The following is a 6,928-nucleotide window of genomic DNA, read 5'->3' as shown; positions in this document are numbered from 1 at the left end:
CCCAACTTAAGGCAACAAATTGTGACCTAAAATTTTCATTCTCACTTTCATTAAGCCTAAACAAAATCTTTAATAATATACTTTCAGCAATAGGAAGAGAGAAACAGTTAAAAAGATCTCTCGACTACGCTCGAGATAACAAACCAATAGAGTTTACCCTGAGCGAGCTTTGCGAGTCGAATGGGCTCGAAATGACATAACGAAAAAACTACCAGACACTACTGCTCTCATTCTTCCCTTTAATTTCTCATAAAATAATCTAAAACATCTAAACCTCTACTTTTCAAGGAGAGGTCGTGGCACCATTGATATATTATAAAACAAAAAGATTATTCCGCTGAAGGTACCCTTTAGGGCGGAAGGGTGATTAACTATACAGATTGAACATCTAAGGCTATCTGAGACTTCAATTCCTCAAAAGAAGCAAATTTCTTGGATGGTCTTAAAAACTTAGAAAAAGAAAGCTTAACCTTCTGTCCGTAAAGATCTCCTGAAAAATCTATCAAAAATGCTTCCAGCTCCAATCGTTCTCCTTTATCTAGAAGACTTATTGCCACCTTATATTCACTATTGTCCTCTAATAGAACTTTACCAGAATATACTCCAGGCAAAGGTAATTGCTTCTTGTCATCTATCACTAAATTAATTGTTGGAAAACCTAAGGTTCTACCGACACCTTTACCCTTAATTACTTCTGAAAAGCAAAAAAACTCATAGCCCAACATATTATTTGCTTTGGTTAATTCCCCAGAAATTAAATGGTCTCTCACGGTTGTACTTTTTGCTATAACTCCATCAACTAACACTGGAGGTATAACGACGAGTTCTGTATTTAATTTATTTTTCAAAATATACTGCTCTATTTCTATAACCCCACCTTCTAGTCTCCTACCAAACCTAAAATCCCATCCAACAATAATCTTTTTAGGAGTAAACGTTTCTTCAATGAACTTCATAAAATGTTCAGCTGATTGTGCCGCAAAGCTTTTGTCAAACTCCACAAAAATAAAATTCTCATACAAATATCTCTTCTCTTCCATCACAGTTAAACACTTAATATCTTTGGAAAATAATGTTTTTGGTAGTGGCCAAAAAGCAAGCGCGTAATCTGCTTTGTTAAGTAATTCCATATGACCTAAGTGGCATCCATCAAAGGCACCTATGGCAATAGCTTTCTCTTTAACTTTAGCTAAATCCAACTGTGGATTATACTTACTTAAAAGCTTTAAATATTGCTTCTCGCTCATTATGCCTTCACCTCATAGAAAGAAGATAATTCCTTAGAATCTTTAAGTAAAAAATCTCCCACAGCTGTTCTCACTAACCCACTACATACCCCAACAGTACCCAAAACAACACCCAAATCATAAGCTATTGACCTAACATAAGTACCCTTGGATACTTTTGCTCTGAAACAAGCTTTGGGATATTCTTCTTCGGTAAAACTTAGTAATTCGAATTCATAAACAGTAACTGCCCTAGACTCAATTTCAACCTCGATACCTGCTCTTGCATACTCGTACAATTTCTTACCATCTTTTTTAATTGCAGAGTATTTGGGAGGGAACTGGTCTATTTCCCCAATAAACTGTGGCATTGCTTTTTCTATTTTTTCTTTTGTAATACCTACTGGTGGGACTTTTCTGACAACCTCACCAGCTAAATCATGGCTTTCTGTCTCTATACCAAAAGTTACTTCAAATTCATATTCTTTATCAACACCTGAAAGCTCTGTTAACTTCTTAGTAAAGCTTTTACCTACCGCCACAACTAAAACTCCAGTGGCTAAAGGGTCTAAAGTTCCTGCATGTCCAACTTTTTTCTCATTAGCTAAATGCTTAAATTTATTAACAACATCAAAAGATGTCCAATCTTGTGGTTTATTAATGTTATAAAATCCATGTGGAATATTGGGTTTACTCTGCATTAAAAACTCTCTGCGTACTCTTTAACTGTCTTTCTTATTTCTGCAATTTGCTTTGTAATTTCCGTTAAAGGTAATGTCGCACCAGCAGCACCAGGATGACCACCTCCACCAAACTTACCCGCAAGCTCTCTGACACTAACAGAGGCATCTTTGGAACGAAAACTTATTTTGATCATTTCCTCTACTCTTCTTACAAGCACCGCCACTTTAACGCCTTTGATAGCACGTATCTGGTCTATTAGTCCTTCAGTTAAAGTAGCGTTATCCTCAATATAGGAAAAAGCCACACTGTTTCCAAAAAACTCAACATTATTAATAGCCTTACCCAGCAACTGTAACTTGTTTAAAGTTACTTCCTCATATAGCCCTTGAACAATTTTAAAATATTCTTCCATCTCACAGATAGCTAGTATCTTGGAGATAATCAGAAATAATTCAGGATGAGTGTTCACAAATTGGAATCTTCCAGTGTCAGCTAAAATCGCAGTCAGTGTAGCTTTGGCTGTAATAACATCCATTCGCCACTCTACCTTTTCATATATTTTATAAAGAACTTCGCCTGTAGCTGCAGCTTCTTTTATAATATTTAAACTACCAAAAAAATTATTATCACCATGATGATCAATGTTTATTATCTTTTCAAATCCAGCTAGTGCGCTCGTTAATGGTCCAAGCCTATCCGGATTACTACAATCCAAAACAACGAGCAAATCAGCACCATAAGAAGCAATATCCTCTGCACTTACTCTATTATCAGCAAAACCAGGGAATAAGTTATTCCATAACTCTTCATCTAAATTATTAAAACAAAAGCGATAATCTTTGTCCTTCGACTCTAAATAACCACAGAATGAATACAATGAGCCAACAGCATCACCATCAGGGAAATCATGAGTTAAAAGCATAATTTTATTAGAATTAGAGATAAGCTCTTCTAACTCAACAATTTCTTGCTTTTCAATCATCATAGAATTTCCTCTGTAGTCTCCTTGGGCACACCTAGTGCATTTATCTTTTCGATTAAATCAGCACCATTTTTTATAGACTCATCCATCAAAAAAGTCAATTCTGGAACTTTTCTTAACTTCAACTGTTTAGATAATCTACTACGAATAAAACCTTTCGCATGGTTTATTTTTTCAAAATCTTTTGCAGGGTTCTTGGAAAAAAAACTTAAATATATTTTGGCATAAGAAATATCTTTAGTGAGATCAACATGAGGAATACTGAACAACTTAACGCTATCTTTAATCTCTTTACTAATGACTTCAGAAACTATTCTTTTGATATCTTCTGCAACACGAATATGTCGTTCAACCATAATATTATTTAGGTTTTACCTCTTTAAGAGTAAATACTTTTATTAAGTCGCCCTCAATATAGTTGTCAAACCCATCAATAACTATACCACACTCAAAGCCACTAGAAACTTCTTTAACGTCATCCTTAAATCTTTTCAATGAATCCAAGCTTCCATCATAGATCATTGTATTGCCACGATAAATTTCAATATCATTACCTCTAACAACTTTGCCTTCAGTAATAAAACAACCGGCAATCGCTCCAACCTTAGAGAATTTGAAAAGTTGCCTAACTTCTGCAGTACCTGTAAGTTCTTTTTGGAATACTGGTTTAATCATGCCTTTTGCAGTTGATTCAATATCTTCCAACATTTTATAAATAATACTATAAAGCTTAACAACTACGCCTTCATCCTCTGCCTTGTTCTTGATTTCAACTGGTATCCCAACATGAAACCCTATTAAAATACCATTAGAGGCATTTGCTAACATAACATCAGAATCAGTAATTAAGCCTATCCCACTGTGAACCACATGAATATTAGCATCTACAACATCGATTTTGTTAATTGAACCAAGAATCGCTTCTAGCGAGCCCTGAGCGTCTGCTTTGATAATTAAGTTTAAGGTGGTCATTTCACCAGCATTAATTTTTCTAGAAAACTCATCCAAGCTAACCGTCTTTTTCTGTTGACGCTTAAGATCAATAAGCTCATCAGCACGGCTCGTAGCTATCTTCTTTGCTTCCTTATCAGAAGTAACTACCTGCATAACATCTCCAACACCAGGGACATCAGACAAACCAAGAATCATTACAGGAGTCGATGGTCCTGCTTCTTTGATTTTATTGCCAGCATCATCAATCAGTGCCCTTATTTTTCCATGAACTGGTCCAATTACAAAAGGATTACCAACTCTTAGGGTTCCACTCTTCACCAACACAGTAGCAACTGGGCCTGTATTCTTTGACAAATTAGCTTCCAGGATAATTCCTGTTGCTTTTTTATTTGGATTTGCTTTTAATTCTTCAGTCTCAGCAACCAATAAAACCATTTCTAAAAACTCTTCTATTCCTATTCTTTCTTTTGCAGAAATATTAACGAAAATTGTTTTTCCACCCCATTCTTCAGGAACAAGGTCATAGTCGGCTAATTGTTGTTTAACTCTATCAGGATTGGCATCAGGCTTATCTATTTTATTAATAGCAACAATAATTGGTACCTTTGCAGATTGTGCATGATGTATTGCTTCTTTTGTTTGAGGCATAACTCCATCATCAGCAGCAACAACTAGAACAACAACATCCGTAACATTGGCACCTCTAGCACGAATTTCTGTAAAAGCTTCGTGACCAGGAGTATCAATAAATGTTATTTTCTTACCACTTATCTCCACTTGATAAGCTCCAATATGCTGGGTTATTCCACCTGATTCACCATCCACCACATTTGTTTTTCTAATTGCATCAAGCAACTTTGTCTTACCATGGTCCACGTGCCCCATAACAGTTACTACTGGAGGTCTATCTTTAAGGAACCTTTCATCCTCTCCAATTTCAGAAAGAAATATTTCTTCTCTTCTTTGTTGTTTTTTCTGAGAAACATCCGAACTTTTTTGTTCAAGCACTATATTATATTCTTGTGCTATCTCAGACGCTAACGCTAGATCAATACTCTGATTTAAGTTCAGCATCATACCTTTTTGTAAAATAAGCGTCATAACCTGTTTTAACGGAACATTAATCAGCTCGCATAAATCTTTTACTGTAATACTCTCGGCATTAATATCAACAACTTTGATTTCAACCTCTTCAGTAATTTCTTCTTTTTTTGAATCTTTTTTTTCTTTTTCATCCTCAAAAGGTGCAGGTTGTACTGGCATGACTACGTCTTCGATTGTGTCAGTCACCTTAGGTTGCTCTAAATCTTCCAGATATTTAATGACCTTTTTAATGTCCTCATCACTTAACACAGAGGCATGACTCTTTGCGTCTACTCCTACTTTTAACAAAACAGCTAATAGCGCTTTGCTCGTAAGTTCTAATTCTTTTGCTACCTCATGTACTCTCAAAATAATAACTCCTTAACCTTTCTTGCCAGCACCCTCTCATTTCGACAGGCTCAATGCATCGCCTAAAAGAGAGGATTTATAAATTATATTTTCTTTACAAATAAGTTACAGACTTTCTTTAACCTTATCAAATATCTCTTCATCTATGTTACTAGTAGAACTTTTAACTTTATGACCCAACTCTTCAAGCTTTACTAGAAAATCATTAACATCCATACCCAAACTAAGAGCAGCTTCATTAACTTTTATCTTCTTAGATTCTTCAGCTTCTTCTTTTTCCACCTCTGGTTTGGCTTCTTTGGCGTCTGCTGTTAATTCTTTTGCATTATTTTTTTCAGCCATTAACTTCTCGAGCAGATTAGACTCAAGGTCACCTTTTTTAGTAACATCAATGCTCCAACCAACCAATTTAGAAGCAAGCCTGACGTTCAAACCACCTTTACCAATTGCCAAAGATAATTGTTCATCATCAACCAAAGCTCTTGCCTTACGATTCTCTTCATCCACAATTTCTACTTTTACAACAGTAGCTGGTTTTAAAGAGTTTGCGATAAATACTTCTGGATCTTCGCTCCATTCAACAATGTCTACCTTTTCACCATTAATTTCTTTTAAAATAGTCTGAATCCTTGCACCCATTCTACCGACACAAGTTCCAACCGCACCTACTTGTTCATCATTAGATTTAACAGCAATCTTGGTTCTATAGCCTGCTTTTCTAGCAATTGATTTAATCTCAATTACACCTTGTTGAATCTCTGGTACTTCTAACTCAAACATTTTCTTCACAAAACCTTCATGAGATCTGGAAACAATAACCTCGGGACCCCTGTTTGTCTTAATAATCTCTACAAAAAATAACTTAATTCTATCTTTTATCCTGTATTCTTCACCAGGAATTTGATTCCTAAGATCAAGTATCGCTTCTGTTCTTCCAAGATTAATAAGGTAATTTTTGCCTTCTTTTCTCTGAACAACACCAATGATTAAGTTGCCAATTCTGTCTTTATATTCTTCAAAAATTGAGTTCTTTTCGCTCTCAATAATTCTTTGCATAATAACTTGCTTAGCCTTCTGGGCTGCTATTCTTCCAAACTCTGGAGGATTAAACTGTATCTCAATATCCTGACCATTCTTTACTTTAGGGTCATATTCTTTGGCTTCCTTAAGTGAAATCTCAAACATTGGATCTTCCACTACTTTAACAACAGTCTTTGTAACAAAAATCTGACCTTCGCCTTCTTTTTCATCCAAAACAGCCTTCAAGTTTTCCTCAGTACCATGATACCTTTTTGCAGCCATTACCAAAGCATCTTTTATTGCCTGCAATACATCCTCTTTAGATATACCTCTTTCAGCTTGTATCTGGTTCACTACTTCATGTAAACCTGGTATTTTTATCATTTCGGTGCTCCTTCATATGTCTTTATAAAATAAAAAAAGTGGGATAGCCCACCTTTGCTCACAGCTAGATTATTATATAACGATATAGCATATCCTACAAGTTTGCATTTAAAGCTGTTAGACCAAAGAGGTGTTGCTTCCTTAGAATAAACTAATAAAACTACATAATCTCTGATAAAGTCACAAACTGATATCCTTGTGCCTGCACATATTCAATTACTCGTGG

At 35.4% G+C, this 6,928-nt stretch carries 7 protein-coding genes; 1 reads left to right on the top strand and 6 read right to left on the bottom strand.

All coding sequences use genetic code 11. The annotated features are described in order from the left end of the window. A partial coding sequence (locus PHF25_08100) for a hypothetical protein (protein ID MDD4527978.1) occupies window positions 1-200 on the top strand: 200 nt, incomplete at its 5' end. Window positions 201-371: 171 nt separating this feature from the next. Here PHF25_08100 and PHF25_08095 read toward each other — a convergent pair. The 6 genes from PHF25_08095 to nusA all read right to left on the bottom strand — a co-directional run bounded on the left by PHF25_08095 (window position 372) and on the right by nusA (window position 6,702). After that, window positions 372-1,247: a riboflavin kinase gene (locus PHF25_08095; protein ID MDD4527977.1), complete on the bottom strand. Its 876-nt coding sequence runs from the start codon at window positions 1,245-1,247 to the stop codon at window positions 372-374. Then, complete coding sequence (gene truB, locus PHF25_08090; protein MDD4527976.1) at window positions 1,247-1,927, bottom strand: tRNA pseudouridine(55) synthase TruB; 681 nt, start codon at window positions 1,925-1,927, stop codon at window positions 1,247-1,249. Before truB ends, PHF25_08095 begins: the two co-directional genes overlap by 1 nt. Continuing rightward, complete coding sequence (locus PHF25_08085; GenBank protein ID MDD4527975.1) at window positions 1,927-2,895, bottom strand: DHHA1 domain-containing protein; 969 nt, start codon at window positions 2,893-2,895, stop codon at window positions 1,927-1,929. Before PHF25_08085 ends, truB begins: the two co-directional genes overlap by 1 nt. Beyond that, the gene (gene rbfA / locus PHF25_08080) at window positions 2,892-3,248 is read right to left on the bottom strand and encodes a 30S ribosome-binding factor RbfA (GenBank protein ID MDD4527974.1); all 357 of its coding nucleotides are present in this window, start codon (window positions 3,246-3,248) and stop codon (window positions 2,892-2,894) included. The genes PHF25_08085 and rbfA overlap by 4 nt, the downstream gene beginning before the upstream one ends. Before the next feature lie 4 nt (window positions 3,249-3,252). Next, on the bottom strand, window positions 3,253-5,298 hold the full coding sequence (gene infB, locus PHF25_08075; protein ID MDD4527973.1) for a translation initiation factor IF-2: 2,046 nt from the start codon (window positions 5,296-5,298) through the stop codon (window positions 3,253-3,255). Window positions 5,299-5,403: 105 nt separating this feature from the next. After that, on the bottom strand, window positions 5,404-6,702 hold the full coding sequence (gene nusA / locus PHF25_08070) for a transcription termination factor NusA (protein ID MDD4527972.1): 1,299 nt from the start codon (window positions 6,700-6,702) through the stop codon (window positions 5,404-5,406). Window positions 6,703-6,928 lie beyond the last annotated feature (226 nt).

The organism is Candidatus Margulisiibacteriota bacterium, assembly GCA_028706105.1.
In the GTDB taxonomy this organism is placed as follows: Bacteria; Margulisbacteria; Riflemargulisbacteria; order GWF2-35-9; family DYQY01; genus DYQY01.
Note: the sequence above shows the minus strand (reverse complement) of the source record. Positions and strands in the feature narration are given on the sequence as shown.

Bases quoted from the DNA above. Each gene is read 5' to 3' on its own strand.
- PHF25_08095 (MDD4527977.1), bottom strand. From the start codon at position 1,247: ATGAGCGAGAAGCAATATTTAAAGCTTTTAAGTAAGTATAATCCACAG.
- truB (MDD4527976.1), bottom strand. From the start codon at position 1,927: ATGCAGAGTAAACCCAATATTCCACATGGATTTTATAACATTAATAAA.
- PHF25_08085 (MDD4527975.1), bottom strand. From the start codon at position 2,895: ATGATGATTGAAAAGCAAGAAATTGTTGAGTTAGAAGAGCTTATCTCT.
- rbfA (MDD4527974.1), bottom strand. From the start codon at position 3,248: ATGGTTGAACGACATATTCGTGTTGCAGAAGATATCAAAAGAATAGTT.
- nusA (MDD4527972.1), bottom strand. From the start codon at position 6,702: ATGATAAAAATACCAGGTTTACATGAAGTAGTGAACCAGATACAAGCT.